This window comes from bacterium (Candidatus Blackallbacteria) CG13_big_fil_rev_8_21_14_2_50_49_14 (assembly GCA_002783405.1).
GTDB lineage: Bacteria > Cyanobacteriota > Sericytochromatia > UBA7694 > UBA7694.
On sequence record PFGG01000004.1, the window covers coordinates 49,538 to 68,839 of the forward strand.

14 protein-coding genes and 1 pseudogene are annotated in these 19,302 nt (G+C 45.8%); 8 read left to right on the forward strand and 7 right to left on the reverse strand.

Annotation, left to right across the window (positions count from 1 at the left end; genetic code table 11):
• Nucleotides 1-7 precede the first annotated feature (7 nt).
• A complete protein-coding gene (locus COW20_00345) occupies nt 8-442 on the forward strand; it encodes a hypothetical protein (GenBank protein ID PIW51126.1) in 435 nt (144 codons plus the stop codon).
• 258 nt (nt 443-700) lie between these two features.
• On the opposite strand, the gene COW20_00350 is transcribed toward COW20_00345, so the two are convergent.
• Nucleotides 701-3,559 carry a hypothetical protein gene (locus COW20_00350; GenBank protein ID PIW51127.1) on the reverse strand — a complete coding sequence of 953 codons (2,859 nt, stop codon included), beginning with the start codon at nt 3,557-3,559 and terminating at the stop codon, nt 701-703.
• A gap of 163 nt (nt 3,560-3,722) precedes the next feature.
• Complete coding sequence (locus tag COW20_00355; GenBank protein PIW51128.1) at nt 3,723-4,094, reverse strand: hypothetical protein; 372 nt, start codon at nt 4,092-4,094, stop codon at nt 3,723-3,725.
• A 112-nt stretch (nt 4,095-4,206) separates the two neighbouring features.
• Here COW20_00355 and COW20_00360 point away from each other — a divergent pair, with 112 nt between their 5' ends.
• The 3 genes from COW20_00360 to COW20_00370 are packed head-to-tail and all read left to right on the forward strand — an operon-like array spanning nt 4,207 to nt 7,571.
• Nucleotides 4,207-4,467: a hypothetical protein gene (locus COW20_00360; protein PIW51129.1), complete on the forward strand. Its 261-nt coding sequence runs from the start codon at nt 4,207-4,209 to the stop codon at nt 4,465-4,467.
• 34 nt (nt 4,468-4,501) lie between these two features.
• Nucleotides 4,502-5,962 (forward strand): Asp-tRNA(Asn)/Glu-tRNA(Gln) amidotransferase GatCAB subunit B, encoded by a 1,461-nt coding sequence (locus COW20_00365; GenBank protein ID PIW51130.1) that lies wholly within the window; start codon nt 4,502-4,504, stop codon nt 5,960-5,962.
• 1 nt (nt 5,963) lies between these two features.
• Nucleotides 5,964-7,571, forward strand: a complete 1,608-nt coding sequence (locus COW20_00370) for a hypothetical protein (protein ID PIW51131.1) — start codon at nt 5,964-5,966, stop codon at nt 7,569-7,571.
• On the opposite strand, the gene COW20_00375 is transcribed toward COW20_00370, so the two are convergent.
• Nucleotides 7,548-8,357: a hypothetical protein gene (locus tag COW20_00375; protein ID PIW51132.1), complete on the reverse strand. Its 810-nt coding sequence runs from the start codon at nt 8,355-8,357 to the stop codon at nt 7,548-7,550. The genes COW20_00370 and COW20_00375 overlap by 24 nt on opposite strands.
• Nucleotides 8,358-8,425: 68 nt before the next feature.
• Nucleotides 8,426-9,118 (reverse strand): hypothetical protein, encoded by a 693-nt coding sequence (locus COW20_00380; protein PIW51133.1) that lies wholly within the window; start codon nt 9,116-9,118, stop codon nt 8,426-8,428.
• 279 nt (nt 9,119-9,397) lie between these two features.
• Between COW20_00380 and COW20_00385 the strand changes: the two are divergent.
• A pseudogene (locus COW20_00385) lies at nt 9,398-9,646 on the forward strand (glycosyl transferase).
• A gap of 1,703 nt (nt 9,647-11,349) precedes the next feature.
• The gene (locus tag COW20_00390; protein PIW51134.1) at nt 11,350-14,136 is read left to right on the forward strand and encodes a hypothetical protein; all 2,787 of its coding nucleotides are present in this window, start codon (nt 11,350-11,352) and stop codon (nt 14,134-14,136) included.
• On the opposite strand, the gene COW20_00395 is transcribed toward COW20_00390, so the two are convergent.
• The 3 genes from COW20_00395 to COW20_00405 form a co-directional block, all read right to left on the reverse strand.
• Nucleotides 14,115-14,912 carry a hypothetical protein gene (locus COW20_00395; protein ID PIW51135.1) on the reverse strand — a complete coding sequence of 266 codons (798 nt, stop codon included), beginning with the start codon at nt 14,910-14,912 and terminating at the stop codon, nt 14,115-14,117. The two genes, COW20_00390 and COW20_00395, sit on opposite strands and share 22 nt — an antisense overlap.
• Before the next feature lie 67 nt (nt 14,913-14,979).
• Nucleotides 14,980-16,683, reverse strand: a complete 1,704-nt coding sequence (locus tag COW20_00400; protein PIW51136.1) for a hypothetical protein — start codon at nt 16,681-16,683, stop codon at nt 14,980-14,982.
• A 41-nt stretch (nt 16,684-16,724) separates the two neighbouring features.
• On the reverse strand, nt 16,725-17,360 hold the full coding sequence (locus COW20_00405) for a hypothetical protein (protein PIW51137.1): 636 nt from the start codon (nt 17,358-17,360) through the stop codon (nt 16,725-16,727).
• Nucleotides 17,361-17,742: 382 nt separating this feature from the next.
• Between COW20_00405 and fliJ the strand changes: the two genes are divergently transcribed.
• Together fliJ and COW20_00415 are read left to right on the forward strand one after the other, a co-directional pair.
• Nucleotides 17,743-18,288, forward strand: coding sequence for a flagellar export protein FliJ (fliJ, locus tag COW20_00410; protein PIW51138.1), 546 nt, complete (start codon nt 17,743-17,745; stop codon nt 18,286-18,288).
• Between the two features lie 48 nt (nt 18,289-18,336).
• The coding region (locus tag COW20_00415) for a hypothetical protein (protein ID PIW51139.1) at nt 18,337-19,302 on the forward strand (966 nt) is incomplete at its 3' end.

Genomic DNA, 19,302 nt, shown 5'->3' on the forward strand with positions numbered 1-19,302 from the left:
TGTGTTCATGTCTGACTTAAGCCCATTGGGCCTGGATGAAGCGCTCTTGAAGCCCTTGGTTCAGGCCGGGTTTGATTCTCCTGAGGCTCTGGCGGCTGTCAGCATTTCTGCTCTACAGACGATGGGTTTGTCTGACGCTGAAATTCAGGTAATTTTTGCGCGTGTGGATTTTTACCTGGATCGCCAGGCCAACGCCTCTCTCTTATGTCCGGCTCTACCAGAACCCTGTGATTTTGTAGAGATTGATTACTTAACGCTTGATTCTGTTTTGCGTGCGAAGCTTAAGCAGCAGGGCTATCGTTTTTTAAATGAGTTGGCCTTTGAAGAGAAGCCGAGTCTGGCCGTACATTTTTCCAATACCGAAATTTTTGAGCTGGAGCGGGCTTTGGTTGATTTTATAGATGCCTACCGCTATGAGAAAATTCGTTTAATCGAAGTTTAGAAAGGAAAAACAATGAGTTCAGCTGAACAGCGCTCTGAAAAACCTGAAAATGATTTAGACACCAAAGAATTGCGTAAAAAATCTGACGCCGAAAAAAAACAGGAAAAAGATTCCCTGATCAATCTTTGGATGCAGGATCTGGGCCAGAATGAAAAAAAAGAAGAGCAAGCCTAGCTATTTGAGCACCCGATTTTTAATAATTGAAATGCAAAAAGGCCCCGGAATTTCCGGGGCCTTTTGATATTGATTGAATGCCCTTTAAAGGGTTCCTCGGAAGGTGGTAGTGACCGTATTGTTATTGGAGTCAAAACCACCAATGACATAAATCCGTGAGCCATAGGCGGCAACGGCGGCTCCTCCACGGGCAGAGGGCAGGCGTTTCAGGGTCCGCCATTTGTCTGCGACGAAGTCATATTCATAAACGGAATCCTGTTCAACACCGTTTTGATCTTCTCCACCAATTAGGTAGGCTTTGCTGTTGATCAGAACGACTTGGGCCTTGGTAACGGGTTTGGGGATGGGGGCCAGTGCGGTGATCCATTCATCCTTATCCACATCGTAGGCATTGACGCGATCTTCTGCGATTTCTCCACCGCCAAAGACGTAGACCTTGCCGTTATAAACGGCAGAACCGGCATTGAAGCGGCGGCTGGGAGAATTGCGTTTGGTGGTCCATTTATTGGTATCGGGATTGTATTCCTCTACCACCCGGCCATTTGAACCGTTGCCGCCAATCACATAGATTTTTCCTCGGTAGGTGACGGCCGTTGCGCCGGAGCGTCCGGTGGTCATGCCTTGAAGATTGAGCCAGGTATTGGTGGCTGGGTCATAGCGATCCAAGCGGTTGGATTCTCCTGAACCCCCAATCACGAAGATACGGTCATCCAGAACCGTGGTTGCGACATCTGCACGGCTGGAGGGCATGGGCAAGAGGGTTGACCAGGTATTGGTGGTGACATCGTAAGCTTCAAGTTTGTCGCTGCGGTCGCTTTGAGCGCCCCCGATTACGTAGACCTTGCCACTGATGGCATTGGCCTGTGCTCCTGAACGGGAGGTGGGAGCCGCCAGACGTTCATCCCAATTGGGCAGGTTGGCACCCGAAACGGTGAACTTCTGGAAATTGCTCAATTGGCCTTTGACGCGAACTGAGACGTCTACTTCGCTGCCGAGATTGCTGGGCACGATGACCTGCATACTTGAACCCGTGACATTTAGCGGAATACTCGCCTTTTGACTGCCAAAGAAAACCGCGTTATGGGCAGGGTTATCGGTAGAGAAGTACTGACCTGTCAAGGTCACAAGTGCGCCTTCAATGCCTTCCTGCGGAATAATATTCTGCAGGGTGGGGCTGATGACATAGGGAATACCATTGCCTTTGCGACCACTTGAGGTAATGCTGACATGGCCGCTGAATGCACCAATAGGAACCGTTACTACGATTTGACTGGGTGTGGAAGAAAGGACGCTTCCCTGAATACGGTTAAAAAAAACCTGATTCTCAGAAGGGTTGGGTGAAAAGCCTTCTCCGCTCAAGGTAATCGTTTGGCCCGGTACCACAGGCGTCGCTGGTGACATGCTGGAGATAAAGGGTACATTGTCTGCGACGGTAATCGGAAAGGTGGCGGTGACATTGGAAAGAATATCGCGAACGCGGATTTCCGTGGTTCCCGGCTTCATGGCACGAAAGGTTGCAGTGGGATTGATTCCACTGATGCTGCTGTCTTGGCTTAAAAATTGGCCAATGCTGCTGTCAAGCACTGAGAATTGAAAGGCAAAAGCCGAAACATTGGTGGCCAAATCCTGTGCCAGAATTTGAATGGCTTGATCTTTTCCTGTCAGAATGACGGGGCTGTTGGGATTCATTTCAAGAAAAAATGAGGAGTTGGACTGAACCGTAATCGCGATTGTGGCTGAAAAACTTCTGGCCCGGGCGGTTAGGTCGACGCGGCCTGCCTGTGTGCCTTTGAATACGCCATTTTCATCTACCGTGCCGACGAAATTATTGCTCAGTTCCCAGGAGGGAGTGACGGTGACTGTATTGCCTGCTTTGTCTTTTCCTTCTGCTTTGAGCTCAAAGGGAACGTTGCTGTCGAGGGTGATATTCGTGTCAGGAATCAGACTTAATGAATCCAGTTCACTGTCAGTGACCGTGATACTGAGTGTTTCTGAGAGATTGCCAGAGGTGGCAGTATAACTATAGGTACCTGCTGCGCGGGGGGTAAAGACGCCTGCTGCAGTGAGATCCGCATTGGCACTGTTGGCGCCGGGCACCCACAGCGGTGTAATGTTCTGGGTGCGCCCAAAATCGTCCATTCCCACCACCCACAGTTTTAAGCTGGTATCTTTGGCGATGGTTACGCTTTTGCCTGGTTTGAGCAGTAATTTGGTCGGCGTAAAGACGCTGGGAGCACTCGGGGCTGTCGTTGGAGTGCCTGAGGGAGCTGCCGTAGGCTCTGTAGAGGGCAGGGTAACAGGTTTTCCACTCAAAATGCTTTCAATTGCGGGCACGGCTTCTTTCAGTTTTGCGACCAGATCAGGATGGCTTTGCAGGGCTTGCATTTGGGCATCGATCGGGGTTTTCATAATATTTTGCAGAACCTGAAGTACGGCTTGGCGCTGGCTGGTCAGCTTTTCATTGGCTTCAAACTGAGCGACAGGCAAAGCCAAGAGTGTGGACATATTTAATTCAGCTGCTTTGGCATAAATTAAATCAGTGGCTGTGCTTTCAAGTGTCAGGTTAAGTGTGGTTTCTTTTTCGCGTTGTTCGGGAGTAATATCCATACGCCCACTGAGAATCACGCGGGGATTATTTTTATATTGCGCTTGAACACGGACCTGTTTGCCGACAGGGACGCTGCCCATTCTGTAGTTTTTATTGGTGGATTCGACCGCTTTGCGAAACGCGCCATCGGTAGTTGAAACTTCAACGATGACCGCCAAGGCATCGAGCGCAATTGAGCCTTTTAAAGTCGTTTCACCGGCAAAAACCGGGGGAGCAGAGGGAGAGGGGGTAGGAACAGTCGTCGGTGAAGGAGAGGGAGTGGGGCTGACAGGCGTATTCTGGCAGCCAGCCAGAAAGACGAGTGATACAGAGAGTGCGAGAAGTGATTTTTTCATGCTAATTTCTCAATCCTAACCGAGTATATTAATACATTCTACCTTGTTTCGATTATTTATGCAGACAGGCTCTTGAGCAAGCTGAGCGGTCACAACTGATAAGCCTGAACTGTAAATAATTATTAAAGTAAAATATTTTCTATCTTAAAAATCTGATTCCTGATTATAATCTTTCTTCAGAAATCATTTTATCAATTTTTGCCTGTAATTTTGGCGCAAGACCTAAAATACGGGCGGGGAAAATCATTTTTTGCTTTACTAATACAGGAACACGATCTTTTGGCTTCAATTTTTCATCCGTGTGATAAAACTGGTAGGGGATCCGAAACTTGTATTGTAATTTTTCTTTTTTAATCACCACTGTGGCGTGGTATTTACACATGCCTTCATGTTGACGCGCACATCTCAAGTCATCGGCTTCAACAAGGGTGACGGTGGCGTCCTGTAATTTTGTTTTGGAGGCACTCGTATCATAAAAATAGGCGCCACCGCCAATGACGATACCCGCAACAATTAATTTGGGTAAAAGACTCACTTTTTGTCTTCTCCACTCTGTATCCAATATAGTAGGCTATTTTCACACAACATCCATAGTGTATCATAGTTGAAGAAATTTCCTGAAAAAAGACGTACAATAAGGTGTTCACTTGTTTGAGCAAATTTTGAACCAGGCCTTACAAAGAGCTGAAACTTCTTATGATCAGGTGATCCGGCGTTGGGGCAATATTCCCTTTGCCCAATCCACTGTTTATGATTGGGTCTGGTCAGAAGAGTTTGTTCAGCTTTGTGAGGATTTGACTGAGCTTGAGACCGGCTGTCTGCGAATCAGGATTTTAGAGATTTTTGGAGTGCGTCCTTGGCCCTGGTATTCCAGTTCGCGTTTACAAGGGCCTCCTCACGAATATTGAAATTGAGTGTGATCTTAATTTAAGGAGTCATTTTGTGACAGATTTTGAAGCCGTAATTGGGTTGGAAGTGCATGCGGAATTATTGACGGATGCAAAGTTATTTTGTGAGTCAGCCGCTCATTTTGGTGCTGCCCCCAATACCCATGTGGGCCCTGTGTCTTTAGGCCTGCCAGGTACTTTGCCTGTTTTGAATCAGCGGGTAGTAGAGATGGGCATTCGTGCCGGTTTGGCGACACATTGTCAAATTCCCGCAAAAACAAAATTCGATCGCAAACACTATTTTTATCCTGATTTACCCAAAGGCTATCAAATTACGCAGTTTGATCAGCCGATTGCTGAAAATGGCTGGTTGGAAGTGCAGGTGGAAGATCAAGTGCGCCATATTCGTCTGAAGCGCATTCATATGGAAGAAGACGCGGGTAAGTTGGTGCATGCTGGAGCCGATCGCATGGCTGGCTCTGTTTACAGTCTGATTGATTTTAACCGGGCTGGTGTGCCTCTCTTGGAAATTGTCAGTGAACCCGATATTCACAGCAGCAACGAAGCGCGTGCTTATCTTGAAGAGTTGCGCAGTATTCTCATGGCGATTGGGGTTTGTGACGGCAAAATGCAGGAGGGCAGTTTGCGTTGTGATGCCAATATTTCAGTGCGTCCTGTGGGGTCTGAGGTCTTGGGCACCCGTGTTGAGATTAAAAATATCAACTCCTTCCGCTTTCTTCAAAGGGCTGTGGATTATGAGATTCAGCGTCAAATCACGGCGATTGAATGTGGTGAAAGTCTGGTTCAGGAAACCCGTTTATGGGATGAACAAAAACACCGTACGATTTCTATGCGCTCGAAAGAAGATGCACATGATTACCGTTATTTCCCAGATCCCGATTTGGTCGACCTCGAAATTGATCCTGCCTGGGTGCTCGAGTTGGCTGAGAGTTTGCCTGAGCTACCTGCTGCGCGTCGCAAACGCTATGTAGAAGTTTTGGGGCTGAGTGAGGCCGATGCCAGCACTTTGGTGGCAGAGCCCAGTTACCTTGCCTTTTTTGAAGCGACACTTGCTGCTGGGGCCGAAGCGAGAGAGGCTTGTAAATGGCTGATCGGAGATATTGCTGCCTATTTAAATGAAAAACATCTGGGTTTAGAAGAAACCCGTTTAAGCTCAAGCAAATTTGCTGAGTTATTGACTCTTTTGCAAAAAGGAACCATCAGTGGAAAAATTGCCAAAACTTTGGTGGCTCCCTTGTTGGAAACAGAACAAACGGCCCAGGAATTAATTGAAGCCTCTGGATTGACCCAAATTTCTGACAGCTCTGCTTTGGAGGGTATTATTTTGCAGGTGCTTGAAAAAAATCCTGAACAAGTTCAGCAGTTTCTGGAAGGCAAAGAAAAGGTGATTGGCTTTTTGGTGGGGCAAGTGATGAAATTGTCCCAGGGGCGGGCAGAACCGGCACAAACCAACCAATTGCTGAGGGAACTGCTCTTAAAGAAAAAACAAGGCTGAAATGATACTTCGGGCAGGCCGTTTTTTATTGCTTGCTTGGCTTTTACTTGTTTTAAAGGCAGCGGTTTCACCAGAACAGCAATTATATGAGCAAGGCTTACTGCTTCTGCAGAAAGGCTACTACCAGGAAGCCAGAAGCTATTTTGAACAGGCGAATCAAAAAGATCCTGGAAACCCGGATATTCTCTTCAGTTTGGGTGTGGCTTTTTACCAATTAAAGGATTATCAGCAGGCTTATCGGGTCTATCGTCTGGCCATGAAACAATTGCCAGCGTTGGAACTGAAGGGGCATCTTCAAGGGGCCATCGGGGATATATTTTACCAGCTAGAAGACTTTGCCGAGGCAGTAGGCTACTATCAACAGGCCTTGTTTGTGCATTCGCGCAGCAAGGGGTTGCGTTTGCGATTGGCCCTGTCTTATCTGAAGCTTCAAAACTATGCGGCTGCAAATGTAGAAACTGAGCGTTTAATTAAAGACTATCCCCTTCTGAATGAGGCCTGGCGTCTACGCAGTTTGATTCGTTTGGCGCAGGCTGATTATGGAGAGGCCCTGAAAGACTTTGAAAAGTCACTTTTGAATCAACCCGTTCAGGACTTTGAGAGCCTGGCACAACTTAATTGGCTCTATCGGCTCAACCATGATTTTGATTCTGCAAAAAAAATTGCTTTTCAATTGGTTAATCTACAGGCCAAGATGCACCCTGAAGCGTATTTGATCGCGGGGGATACGCTTTTTGAAAATTTGACGCGTTGCCAGTCCGGACAAATCTGTGATCAGGCTGCATTGGCAGAAGCTTCTGTTTCCTTTTATCAAAAATATACCTTGGCAGAACCTCAACAGGCCTTGGGGCATTACAAGCTGGGGAAACTTTATTTATGGCTGATGGAGCCCCAAACGGCGCGTACTTTTTTTCGCCAGGCAGCGCTGCTTTTTCCAGAACATCGTAACTATCAATTTGCTTGGATTGAAGCTGAAATGGCTTGTGGAGATTGGTTTGAGGCTGATAAACAATTTAAAAATTTTGTTTTTGAAAACAATCGTTCAGAAGATCTTGAGTTTTTGGTGAAAATGGAAGAGACGGGCTTCTCTTTTTCCTTGCCACAGCTTTCTGAGGGAACAGATTTGCAGAACAAGGTTGATCTTCAGGGGGTGTATTTTCTCAGGGGGTATCTGAAATATCTCAAAACACGACAATTGAATCTTGCCCAGCACGACTGGCTTTTGGCTGAACAAAAAAATCCACAATCGGCAATGACCGATCTGATTCGTGCCCTGCGGATGTCTGCACATGGTCAGGATCTTTGGGCTGGAGACTTCCTGAAACAGGCGATTCGGAAGCAGCCGGAATGGTGGTTGCCTTATCAGTTAATGGGTCAATTGATGAGGCGTCAGCAAAAACACCAAGATGCTTTATGGTATTTAGAACAAAGTCTGCACTGGAACCCACTTGCCCGTTCAGTTTTTTTTGAGGTTTTGGATCTCTCGCTGCAATTGAAAGATGAAGTCAGTTTTAAAAAAACACTGAATTATGCCCTGCGCATATTTCCAAATGAGCCGAAATTTCAAACCTATTATTGGAAAAGCTTAGAAAAGGATTCCAGCCTTTAAACTTAGAAAATGGGTATAATCGTTGCTTTGGTTGATATCCCAGTTCCAAAATGAATATTCAAGACCCAATAAGCCGCGTGAAAACAGATAATAATCGAGGCCTGCTGAAAAGGAGAGGCCCAAGCGGGGAGCCGCTTGAAAGATGCGTTGTTTGACTGTGCTTGTGTTGTTTGTTGGGGTCGTTGTGCTGGACTTTGGTTCCACACCTTCAACCAAAGCCGATTTATCGAGAAAATTGCCAAAGCTGAAACTCACAGAACTGTAAGGAACAAAGGGAAAAAAACCGTAGTATCGGCTATAGCCTCCCAGCATCCCGCCCATAAATTGAGCATCCTGCTGAGCAGGATTGTTTTTGGGTTGTGCAATCTGGCTGGGCTGTATTTCAGGGTAATCTGAAAACAGACTGCCGAACCCCGTGCTCTTGTCCTTGGTTTTTTGAGGCTCTTTAAAGGTGACTTTCGCCAGAGTAAAACCGCCGGTCCAACCCAGTTCAATGTCCTGTTCCCGGCTCCATTCATAAAAGACAGGAGATTCAAACCCCAAACTGAAAAATTGATGGTGCATCCTCACCTGGCGTGGATTGGAATCGGAGCTGGTTTGCAGGTTGGGAAGCGACAAAAGTTCATACAGTGCAATCGTGCGCAGAAAAATACGGCTGAAGCCGTGATTGGGGCTTTCTCCTCTCAGTTCAAGCAGATAATACTGACGATCACCTGATATTTGATTGCTGAGTGCCAGTCCACTGTGAAAAATGGGGCCGATGCGAAATTCTTCCGCTAAATCCATGCCGCGCAAAGAACTTGCTCCTGCTGGTAAGGCATACAAGAGAGCGCAAAGAATGAAAGCGTATCGGATCAAAGCTCAACTTTGCGGACAACGACAGCGTAACCTTGCTGTGTTACTTCTTCAGCTACGGCCAGTGCGCTGTCCTGCTCCGAATATACGCCCAACTGTATTTTGAATTTGCCATTGTCCTCAGATACAACGGCAGAGTAACCTTTTTCAGACAGTTCAGTCGCTACTTTTTGTGCCGCATCACGGCTGGAATAGGAGCCCACCTGAACGCGATAGGCAGCTTTCTTCACCGGTGGGGGCGTAGGTGTTGCCACGGGCGTGACGACTGGGCGAGGTGTTCGCGTCGGCAGCGGGCTTGGCGTGGGTTCAATGGTTGCCAAAACGCTGGGCTCAGCACTGGGGCTACTTGCCATTTCAGGAGATGCTGTTGCCAAAGTCTGGTTCTGGAGAGGAGAAGAAGAGCCTTCTTCTGGAGGGGTAGGTGTTGGCACGGGACCATAATCAACTGTTTTTGTGCCCCCTTCCAGTTCATAGGGCGTGGGAGTGACCATCAGTTTGGGTTTATCTGTGGTTTCAAAGGTTCTCGTATTAATTTTACTGGTCAGCATATAGAAGAACCAGAATGAGCCTGTAAATGCAAGAATGGAAAGAATAATGACGATAGGCCAGAAAGGGTCAGCTTTCTTGCGGCCTTTGGTTTTTTTCTTTTTAGGGGCAGCCTGTTGAGGCTGTGGGGGCATTGCTTGATTCATAAGCTGTATTATACATCCTCATCATTCAAATGGTTGGGAGTTCCGACACAAACCTGAGGGAGACTTTTGTAAGTTTTTGAGTGCGTGGGCTTCTCCTCATCAGGCAGGAAAGGGCTTGTGTTAAAATGGAACCACTGAATCACCATTTGTGGCTCTGATTAAATCGATGTTTTAAAGGATTGGCCAGTGAATAATTATCAACATCTACTCAAAGACCTTGAGCGGGCAACCGAGCGTTCCCGCGTTAAACTCAACCCGGATCAAAAACTCAGTCTCTGCATGATCGTCAAGAATGAGGAAAAATATTTGGCCGATGCTTTGAAAAGTGTTCAGGGTGTTGTTGATGAAATCATTGTGGTGGATACAGGGTCTACCGATCGGACCGTTGAAATTGCCCGTGAGTTTGGTTCCAAGGTGTTTTTCTATGAGTGGAACGATGATTTTGCGGCAGCACGGAATGAATCTTTGAAACATGCGACCGGTGACTGGATCCTGATGTTAGATGCCGATGAGCGTTTAGATGAACATTTAAAAGATAATTTGCGTGTTTTTCTGATTCCTACAGAACGTCCTGTTCGTTACCAGGTCTTTATCCGCAATTATATGCGTGAAAAAGATGCTGGCAGTATTTTGGGGCATTATATGGTTCGCCTTTTTAGAAAAACCCCTGACACGCAGTTCTTTGGTGTTATTCATGAGCAAATCTTTCCAAATACTGGGATTGTTACCATTCCCGAAGAATCATTGGTGCTTTGGCATTACGGCTATGAAGATCTTGATATCAAAGCCAAAAAAATTGAAGAACGCAATATTCCGTTGATTCGCAAAGCCCTGGATCAGGCCAAACAATTGAACAATATGGATCTTTACAGTTTTTACGCCTTTTATTTAGGCTCGTCCATGACCGATCCCCAAGAGGCCCAAAAGTGGTTGCGTATTTGTATTGACAGCGCCATCAGTCCCGAAGAATCGGCTCATATCCCCGTTGCCTATATTGATTATCTGAGAAGCTTTTACTATCTCAACGATCTTGAGGGCGGGATTGCCGCTGCGCGTGAAGCTTTGGAAAAATTTCCTGATATGCGTCAATACCCAGACTTTTGGGACTATTTTGGTTTTCTTCAGCTCTCTCACCAGAATCCAGATGAAGCGATCACCTGCTTTGAGAATGCCTTGCGCTACAGTCAGACCGATCAGGATCAAACCGTATTTTATGCGGCCCAAAGCAGCCGTATCGGGGGATGGGGGACGCTTTTGCATTTGGCGATGGCCTATGCTGTGAAACAGGATCTGGCGCAGAGTCAGAAATATATGCACCAGGCTGTTGAAGCTTATCCAGGTGCAGATAAAGAAAAGCTGATTCAAGAAGTTCAAAAATACATGGGTGATACCTCGCTGATCCAAGGCTATTTTGAAGCCAAACTGAGACAGGATCAGGAACTCAGCCAGTATGATATTAAGAATCTTTCAAATATTTATCTGAAGCAGGAAAAACCCTTTGAAGCACTGATGCTTCAAACCCGTGTACATGGCCCTGAGAAAACGATAGAAAGTGCTTTTGAACTCTGCAAAATTTACGAGGCCAGTGGTCGCCGTGAACTGGCGCATAAAACCTATCAGGGGATTTTGAACTTGGATCCTGATAATTTTAAAGCCAAAATGCAGAAAACCATTCTTGAATGGATTGAGGCCAATCTTGAAGCTTTTGATCACGGCCATTTTGAGGCCCTGCGCCAAGCTTGCCAAAAACCTCAGGATTGGTTGCTTTTGGGTGAGTTTTGTTTACAGGTGGGTGCAGTCGAGCAAGCTGGAGAGGCCTTTGAACAGGTTCTCAACCAAGAGCCGGATCACTACGATGCGCTTTTGCGCAAAGCGCTTTTGGCCCAATTGAATGAAGATCTTGAGACTGCTGAACAGGTTTTGCAGAATTTGATTCAAACCCAGCCTGAACGTTCAGAGGCTTTGATTCAATTGGGCAATTTATGGGTCGCAGCTCAGCGCTTTGCTGATGCTGAGACTCTTTTTAAACAAGGTTCTGCATCGGATTGGTATGTCTCCTATGCTTTGGGCGTTTGTGTTTCTGCACAAGGGCGTTTGGATGAGGCCGAAGTTCATCTTAAAAAAGCACTGGAACTCGCACCTGAACAGCCTGAAGCTCAGCAATTATTGACGCTTGTTCAGCAGGCACAGGTTGAGCAGGTTGTCAGTTAAACACTTGATCTGAGATCATTTTGGTTTTAGAAGAGAGCCCCTATAAGCTTTTAATTGGGCCTCTGTTTAATCCTGAACTCATTGGGAAATACAACAGAGACCCAAATATCAAGCTTTTTATGCCCCGCTCATTTTTTACGCAAAGATTTTCTTATGATATTGTCTATTCTTGGGAAAACTTTTCCCATTTTGACAAAATTCTTGAGGCTTTGCCTTCCGGTTGGTCTCCTGACCTGGTGATCTGGTGGGATATTCTTTATCAAGGCTTGCCACCTGGCATTGAGCAGTGCCCCTATCCCACGGTTTTGATTCCTGGGGACTGGAATCTGGCTTATTTAACCACTTTAGATTTTGCCAAAGTTTTTGATATTACCTTGGCCGATACACGGCTGATGCGTTTTTTACAGGCCGCAGGCCTGGATTCTGTCTTTCATTGGCCGGGTTTTTCGTTTGACCCTGCGACCATGTATCGCAATCCAGAGTCAGAGTTTCGCTATGATGTTTCATTTATAGGCAATTTAAATGAGGCCATTCACCCACAACGCAGCCTATTGCTCGATCAGGTTCTGGCCTTACAGGAGCGGTATCAGATTTTTGTTCAACAGGGTCTTTGGGGAGAGGATTATCGGCGCGTCTTAAATCAAAGTCGAATTGTCTTGAACTATACCATTGCCCAAGTTATGAATATGCGGGCCTATGAAGCTCCGGCCTGTGGGGCTTTGCTTTTTATTGAAGAAGCAAATGAAGAAATCCCCTTTTTTTTAACAGACAGGCAAGAGTGTATTTATTATCGAGCTGATAATCTGATTGAGTTATTGGAATATTATTTGTCTCATGAGCCAGAGCGGGCTCAGATTGCAGAGGCAGGATATCAAAAAATTCAAAATTTCAGTTATGAAAAACAATTCAGACGCATACTGGAAATGATTCCAGAAATTCTACCCTTGGCTGAAGAAAGAAAAACCTATCGCTTGAAGGGCCAACTTACCGGTTTATCTCAATTCAAGTTCAGGGCTTTGCGACAATTTATAGCCAGTCAGCCCGAGGCCTTGCAGTCGGCCATCCCCATACTGTATGAGGCTCTAAATCAGCTTCAGAGCGAAACAATGGATGAACAGATGTTCTGGAGATTGAATGCCTTGGGAGCAATGCTCATGCCTTTGGGCCCTGTGACAGAGCAAAACCGAAAGGAATGGGAACTGGCGAAACGTTGTTTTGAGCAGGGTCTTCAATTTGCGCCTTTACATCCTATTTTTCATTACCATTTGGCCTTGTGCCAGGAGGCATTTCATGAAATCCAAAAGGCACTTTGGCATTTTTCACGTTGTGTCGAGTTAATGGCCGGGGAAGGCCGTCAGTATTTAATGTCTTACCGCAGTTTTATTTTGCCCTTTTTTCGCAGCCGTGGCCGAGAACTCTTGGCAATAGAATGGGAGCGGGTAAGCTTTGAGCTGCAAAATGATATTCCTGCTTTGGATGATGCCTATATCCATCTTTTGATGTCTGAAATTTGGTATAAATTGGGAATTTTGCTCAAGAAGTCTGATCAAAGGGAAAAGGCTTTTAAGGCCTTTGAGAATGCTTATTTGAATTTCCCTGACAGTCGAATTTTTATTCCCTGGATTGAAATTGAAATCCTATTGGGGCATGAAGATCGCGCTTGGGAAAGATTTCAGGAAGGTTTAAAGCTTCAACCCTTTCTGATTTCTCATTTAGAGCGTATTTTAACGCCCTATCTCTTTTTTCGGAATTTTAATGAAATCCAGGTTTGGGTTGCGCGTTATCAAGGCGTATTTTCTGAACTGAGTGCCCTTCATGCCATCTGTCAGTTATTGCTGTTGACGCAGTCCAAATCATTCAATTCGAACGATCTGATAGTTTTTTTTCAGGTTGAACAACACCAGCAGCCTGATTTTCTTGAACGGCTGAGGTTTTTATGTGGGGATCATCCCTCTTTTTTGAGTTCCCCTTCTCTTTCTGCGCTCTTGCATAAATTTACGTTTGCCTGGAGTAGTTCTTTGGAGAAAACTCCCCGTTTGGCTCCAGACTCAGGGCTGCTCTATCTTCAAAATTCAGAAGAAGCTCAGTTGAAAATTTTAGAGCAAGGGAATTCTGCGGGTGAATATCTACGCTCACTTGAGTTTGCTACAGACTTGAAGTTAAGACGGTTGGGACCGGATTTGATTCCCTTTCAGTTTTTGGGAAAAGATGAAATCATGTCCCTTTCTCAAGATTGCTCAGATTGGATGGGGGAGTGTCAGTCTGTTTTTTTACTGCTGGCTGATACTTTTAACTTGACAGAGCTTCGTCTTTTTCTTTCTGAATACGAAAAGCATTTTGCTCAGAATTCTGAACAGGGTTGTCTGATCTGGACAACTGAGCAGTCAGGTTCCTGTTATTTACTGTGTGAAGAACTGATTGCTGAATCAAATCTGAGTATTCTGGATGAAAAGCTTTCACTTGAAGAGCAAGGGGCGTTACTGGCCGCTGTTGACTGTATTGTTGCCTCTCCCCAAAATGCAGGTTTGTTTTATCTCTGTTGGGGTTTGTTTCAAGCGAAACCGATCTGGATTACCCAAGAACCTGCAGTAGAGCCTTGGCCAGGTCAAGACTTCTGGGCCTTTAAACAATGGCAGGAATCTGACTGGCAAGCGGGGTTTCAGAAATATAGCCAGTTGGGTTCTTGGCAGGAGTTGGCAAAAAAGCAAGCCCATGAAATAGGCTCTGCTTATATGCAGGCTGGCGAAAAGGTTTTAAATCAAGCCTTCTGGAAAGTTCGTTTGGATCAGCTGGGTTTATTGGGCTGATAAATCAATTCAGCAATGACCCATTCCCCATAGGGGGTATAGCCCAAACTTTTATAAAGGGCACGGGCGGCTTGGTTGTTTTGTTCGTAAAAAAGACAAGGTGTCTTTCCTTCTTTTTTGAGGGCTTCCATTAAGGCGTGAACACAGGCTTTGCCATAACCCTTGCCACGATTGGCTTTGGGGGTATAAACGCCCCCAATCAGGGCGGCATCGGGTGTTTCACAGTGGGTGAGGCTGGCAGAAAGAATTTTTCCCATTTTTTGAATATAGAAGAGCTTATCCTTTTGAATAGTTTGTTGAAGGCTTTCGATCGAACGTGCCTCCATGGTTTCTGAGCGCTTATAAAAATAGAAAAGCCGATTGACGTCTTTCTGTTCAGCCTGTTGGATCTGAAGTTGAGAGTCCAGAGGGGATAAGGGTGTTTGATGCAGACAAAAATCTTGAAATTCATATCGGCAGAGGGCTTGAATCGGTGCTTCTTCGGGTATGATTTGCCCCAGAACTTGTAATAAGCGGAAATGGAGTTTTCGTTCGCCGGCCATCAGGGGTATTTTTTCCTGAAAAATCCACTTTGCCCAGGGAATAAAATCAACAGTTTCTGGGGCTGCCATACAAAAGCCTGTATTGGGGTGGTAGCAAGCAAAGCCACCCTGTTGATCGGTAAGCCAAATGACATCGGGGGTCTTTCGCCAGAGGTAACTCAGCGGAATACTGTGATGGTAACGATCGGGAAAGGCGTTTGTTGGAATCTCAGAGAGAGTAATTTTTTCTATCATAAAAAATCTGTCCAAAAGAAAACAGCGTGAGGAAAAATCCCCACGCTGCTCTCAATATCAGACTAAATTACCGGATCAGACCATTCAAGTCATCAACGATGGAGTTACCCACGTTAACTACCTTGGTGTTAGAAGTGAAGGACTTCTGAGCGATGGTCAAGTCAGGCAAAGCCTCTGTAATAGAGGTGTTGGATGCTTCCAGAGCGGACGCGATCACGGTATTTTCTGTACCTACAATAGAGGTACCAACGCCTTCCACACCACGCTTGGTGTCGATGGCTTTACCTTTGTTCTGACCGGCGTAACCAACCAGGATGTCACCTGAGGCTTCCGTGTACTGGAACTGTGAAGAACCGCGCTGTTTCAACAGACCGTCGTTGTTCGCAAATTTAGACAATGCGATGTGGATACCTGTTGCGAAAGGAGGAGCTGAAGCTTCGTCCTGACCGCGAGAGGTATTGATCAACTGACCGGTACTGTCAAACTGGAAGCGGTCACCGGATTGGGGTACGAAGCGGGGGCTACGGCCAATCAAGCTCTTCAGGTTAACACGGTGGAAGAGGTTTCCACGGCTGTCTGTAACGTTTTCCAGTACACCAGCACCGGTATTGGTCAGACTCAAGAAGAGGTTGGTGTTTGCTTCACCGGGTGGAACTTCAACCTTGGTGGTCAAACGTGTAATCGTGGTAGACAGAGCACGTTGAACGTGAGTCAGAACGATTGCCGCTTGGTCCAGTTTGTTCTGGTTGATGATGATAGAGGCGCCGATACCGGTTCTGTCTGCCAAGTCATTGATGGCCTGAGCGATCAATTTGGCGTTGTCCAGAGAGGTATTTGCGAAGGTGTTGTTGGTACTGGTCAGACGCAGGGTGACAGGATATTGACCTGTTACGTTACCTGCTGAGGTCGGACCGATGATGGTTCCCAGAACGATACCGACTGCGTTGGTAAAGGCTACGGTATTGCCGCCTGACAGAGTCAGTGAGCCGATTGCACCAGCGGAGACGAAAGTTTGGGGAACAACGCGATCCTGGAGGCCATCAACACGGGTCAGATCCAAGAAAGAGTACAAGGTGACCAGAGAGTCAGGGCCACCAGTAGAACTCAAGTCAGTGTTACGACCCAAAGTAAAGGACAGAACACCGAAGTTGGTGTCGCCTGTACCTGTACGTTGGATGGTCTTTTGGTTGATGTCGACCATGGGGATATTCCCCATATTGCTGAACAACATCGTGATCCCTTTACGGTTATTGGCGAAAGCATCACCAATAGGATCTGTTGCTTCGTTGAAGTCGATAGTAGAGTCAAAGTCTACCAAGCGGCCACTTTGTGAAACTTCACGCAGGTCATCCATAACGCCCAGAACGAAAAGGCCATCGCTGGTAACCAAGTTGCCCTGGTCATCAAAGTGAAACTCACCGTTACGGGTGTAGGTGATACGACCACCAGCATCTACTGCTGAATAGAACGCGTTACCTTGAATGGCTACGTCACCTGCGTTTTTGGTTTGAATGATAGAACCTTGAGAGAAGTCGGTGGTGGTGGCGCCAACGCTGATACCACCTGTACCGATTTGAATCGGGTTCAAACCACCTGAACCACCGGTAGAACCTGTACCAGTTCTCAGTACGTTTACCAGGGTATCTGCAAAAGAGAGACGAACCCCTTTGAAACCGTAAATGCTGGCACCGGTCAGGTTACCTGAAATAACCTCAATTGAACGGTTCAGCGCAATCAAGGACGATTTAGCCGAAATTCTTACGTCACCCATTTATCTAGTTATCCTCCAAAATTTATACTTTTGTAATTTGTTTAATTAATAACACGGATGATATCTGTCAAAGGCACAGATGTTGCATTGATAGTCATGTAACCTTGTGTTGACTGAAGATCCGCTTCATCGACAACGCCAACCATATTGGTATTGCTGGTTGGGTCAAAGTACTCGACTGTTTTGCCTACCAGTTGTAACTGATTTTGCCGTGTGGCGGCAGTCAGTTGGCTGGTGGCTGTTGCCGTATCAACAGCCTGAGCTTGATCCACACGCAGGATACTATCCATGGGAATCAAAGCGCCGTTGATAATCAGGCCAGGAGGCGTTGTTGTATAATCGACTCCTGTAATCAGGCCTGTTTGAGGGGTTTGTGTAAAGTCATTGGGATCAATATATTCTGCAGGACGTCCCATGACAGCAATGGATGTCTGAATCTGATTATAATGCGCCATTTGGTTGGCCAAACGTACCGTTGCCAAAGAAGCCGTGAACTGGGCGTTCTGTGAAATGATTTCACTGGCATCCATCGGGTTCTGGGGGTCCTGATTTGAAATCTGGGCCACCAACATTTTTGCAAATTCTTCTGCCATTTTGGCGGGATCCTGGTCTACTACGTTGGTAGAACTGGCACTGCCCGTCGCCTGGGGAAGCAATGATTTGATAGCAAAATCCATAATTCGCGACTCTAAACCTTTCTCGAGATGTAAGGTGTTAGAGTTTAGTATATGCGATACTACGGCGCTTTGTAAAATTAAAAAAATATTAAATAAGCCAGTTTATATTTTTTTATTATTAAAGAGTCATTAAGTGACCCCGTTTGTCTATAGATTTATCTTCTGGCTGCATGCTATATTCATCAACAGTTGCATGCTGTTTTATATGAACCAGAACTGCTTTTTAGAATCTGTTTATGTAGGCGTAAAGTTTTCGCAAATGCAGTCAGTTCTGTTTTTGTTCAGTTTTATATAAGAGCAATGTGTAACTGAGTTTCGATTGGCTGGTATGATTTGCGTTTTTCTTCTGTAATTATTTGAGAGTTTTGGTTTCAACTTAAATATGGCCGGAAAAAAATTTCAGTATCGTCTTGAAAAAGTGCTTGATTTTCGTACCAAGAAGGTCGAGCAGCTTCAGGCTGAATTGGCTTTGGCTATTCGTGACCGCGATACTGAGGTGGCGATGTTGAATGCGCTTTCTGAAAAACGTACCAAAGCCCAAAAGAGCTTGGAAGGTTATCTTTCTCGGGGTGAGGTGGCTGAAGTTCAGCAAACCAATACTTTTCTTGAGAATCTGGCGAAAAAGCTGGAGTCTCAAACCCGAATCGTTTCAAAGATGAATGAAAGCGTTGAGCTGATTCGTAAAAAGCTCGTTGTGGCTTCTAAAGAGAAGAAAATCATGGAGAAGCACAAAGAAAAAAAACATGAGGAATGGAAGGTGGAGATGGGTAAAATCGAAGCCAAACAACTCGATGAAATGGCTGGCACCATTTTTCGTAAAAACCTCAGTAAAAAAGCTTTGACCCTTGAAGAAGAAGAACGTCGTCAAGAAGTTATGGAGAAGCAATTGCTCATAGAAGCATTAAAAGCCAAGAAGAAAAAACATTAAATTATGATTGAATGGGATTGATTAAGTGTAATGAGTATAGAGAATATGATGGTATTTATCTCTCACCAGTTAGCCCAGAGTAAAAGTTCCTCTGTTTCTGTCAGACGTACTGAAACAGAAAAACAGTCTTTTGGATTTTGGTTGGAGCGTGAAGCTCAAAAGAGCGTCTCGTTATCTTCGGATCTTAAAAAGTCCTTGCATATCTCAATGGCTCCCCCTTTAAAAAGTGAGCATCCCGTTTTAAGTACTTCACCCGTCTCTTTTCATTATTCTGAACGGGTAGCTAAAATTACACCCGAGGTTCTTCCCGCGGTGTCTCCTCAGCCCTCAGAGACTCTTCCAGGTGTTTCTTCAGAGGGAACAACAGAACACCAGATTTCTGGCTTGCTACTGATACAGCCACTTTTACCCTCCGCTGAACAAGAGCAAAATTTGGTTCCTGGGGAGCGTTCAGCTTCTGAAGCGTTTGATTCTTCCTTGAACCAGAATGATTTGCTTTGGGCAAGATTGGCCTATCAGGCTTTAATGCGGCAGCAGAATCCGGTTGGGTTCCAGCCCAATGAAGTTCCGACTTTCCCTGCGCTTCAATTTTCAGCGACAGATTTTGAAAATAATTCGTGGGCACCACAGTCTGGTGCAGAGAGCAAAGTCTTTAGTTTTAATAAAGGTATTCACTTTTTTACACCCGTTAACCATGATGCTGCTCAAGAGTTTGAGCTTTCATTTGGTAATGCCTATTCATTAAGTGTAGATATGCCAATGGGTTCTCAAGGATTGGAGCATCTTCGCTTCTTTATTGCTCTGCTCCCTTCTGTTTCTCGTCAAGGCCAGTTTATTGCCCGCCCTGAGCGTGTTCACACAGTTGAGGATGCTCAGGAATTCAATGTGTCTGAAAAAACAGATATGCAACTACAATCTGCTGCCCCTGCCGTACCTGAAGCCAGTGCTCCTGCAACCCCTGCTGGGCCTGAAACCAGTGCTCCTGCAACCCCTGCTGGGCCTGAAACCAGTGCT